Annotated in this window: 1 protein-coding gene and 1 pseudogene; both read left to right on the top strand. The window is 38.8% G+C overall.

Annotation, left to right across the window (positions count from 1 at the left end):
- Nucleotides 1-187: 187 nt before the first annotated feature.
- Nucleotides 188-2,113: a tetracycline resistance ribosomal protection protein Tet(Q) gene (tet(Q), locus tag AC1EK4_RS11870; RefSeq protein WP_004291466.1), complete on the top strand. Its 1,926-nt coding sequence runs from the start codon at nucleotides 188-190 to the stop codon at nucleotides 2,111-2,113.
- A pseudogene (locus AC1EK4_RS11875) lies at nucleotides 2,113-2,251 on the top strand (two component system sensor kinase); the annotation flags it as partial. The gene tet(Q) and the pseudogene AC1EK4_RS11875, both read left to right, overlap by 1 nt.

A 2,251-nucleotide genomic window follows, 5' to 3' on the forward strand; every position in this document is an offset into this window, starting at 1 on the left:
AAAGTTAAAAAATCCTCCCACTTTTGTTAGATATATTTTTTTGTGTAATTTTGTAATCGTTATGCGGCAGTAATAATATACATATTAATACGAGTTAGTAATCCTGTAGTTCTCATATGCTACGAGGAGGTATTAAAAGGTGCGTTTCGACAATGCATCTACTGTAGTATATTATTGCTTAATCCAAATGAATATTATAAATTTAGGAATTCTTGCTCACATTGATGCAGGAAAAACTTCCGTAACCGAGAATCTGCTGTTTGCCAGTGGAGCAACGGAAAAGTGCGGCCGTGTGGATAATGGTGACACCATAACGGACTCTATGGATATAGAGAAACGTAGAGGAATTACTGTCCGGGCTTCTACGACATCTATTATCTGGAATGGAGTGAAATGCAATATCATTGACACTCCGGGACACATGGATTTTATTGCGGAAGTGGAGCGGACATTCAAAATGCTTGATGGAGCAGTCCTCATCTTATCCGCAAAGGAAGGCATACAAGCGCAGACAAAGTTGCTGTTCAGTACTTTACAAAAGCTGCAAATCCCGACAATTATATTTATCAATAAGATTGACCGTGCCGGTGTGAATTTGGAGCGTTTGTATATGGATATAAAAACAAATCTGTCGCAAGATGTCCTGTTTATGCAAACTGTTGTCGATGGATCGGTTTATCCGGTTTGCTCCCAAACATATATAAAGGAAGAATACAAAGAATTTGTATGCAACCATGACGACGATATATTAGAACGATATTTGGCGGATAGCGAAATTTCACCGGCTGATTATTGGAATACGATAATCGCTCTTGTGGCAAAAGCCAAAGTCTATCCGGTGCTACATGGATCAGCAATGTTCAATATCGGTATCAATGAGTTGTTGGACGCCATTTCTTCTTTTATACTTCCTCCGGCATCAGTCTCAAACAGACTTTCAGCTTATCTCTATAAGATAGAGCATGACCCCAAAGGGCATAAAAGAAGTTTTCTTAAAATAATTGACGGAAGTCTGAGACTTCGAGACGTTGTAAGAATCAACGATTCGGAAAAATTCATCAAGATTAAAAATCTAAAGACTATTTATCAGGGCAGAGAGATAAATGTTGATGAAGTGGGTGCCAATGATATCGCGATTGTAGAAGATATAGAAGATTTTCGAATCGGAGATTATTTAGGTGCTAAACCTTGTTTGATTCAAGGATTATCTCATCAGCATCCCGCTCTCAAATCCTCCGTCCGGCCAAATAAGCCCGAAGAGAGAAGCAAGGTGATATCCGCTCTGAATACATTGTGGATTGAAGACCCGTCTTTGTCCTTTTCCATAAACTCATATAGTGATGAATTGGAAATCTCGTTATATGGTTTGACCCAAAAGGAAATCATACAGACATTGCTGGAAGAACGATTTTCCGTAAAGGTCCATTTTGATGAGATCAAGACTATCTACAAAGAACGACCTATAAAAAAGGTCAATAAGATTATTCAGATCGAAGTACCACCCAACCCTTACTGGGCCACAATAGGGCTGACTCTTGAACCCTTACCGTTAGGGGCAGGGTTGCAAATCGAAAGTGACATCTCCTATGGTTATCTGAACCATTCTTTTCAAAATGCCGTTTTTGAAGGGATTCGTATGTCTTGCCAATCTGGTTTACATGGATGGGAAGTGACAGATCTGAAAGTAACTTTTACTCAAGCCGAGTATTATAGCCCGGTAAGTACACCTGCTGATTTCAGACAGCTGACCCCTTATGTCTTCAGGCTGGCTTTGCAACAGTCAGGTGTGGACATTCTCGAACCGATGCTCTGTTTTGAGTTGCAGATACCCCAAGTAGCGAGTTCCAAAGCTATTACAGATTTGCAAAAACTGATGTCTGAGATTGAAGACATCAGTTGTAATAATGAGTGGTGTCATATTAAAGGGAAAGTTCCATTAAATACAAGTAAAGACTATGCCTCAGAAGTAAGTTCGTACACTAAGGGCTTAGGCATTTTTATGGTTAAGCCATGTGGGTATCAAATAACAAAAGACGGTTATTCTGATAATATCCGCATGAACGAAAAAGATAAACTTTTATTCATGTTCCAAAAATCAATGTCATTAAAATAATGGAGCGGTCAGGAAATTTCTATAAGGCAATACGGTTGGGATATATACTTATCTCCATTCTTATCGGATGTATGGCATATAATAGCCTCTATGAATGGCAGGAGATAGAAGCATTAGAACTTGGCAATAAAAAAATAG

Source organism: Prevotella sp. C0026C3 (assembly GCF_056590795.1).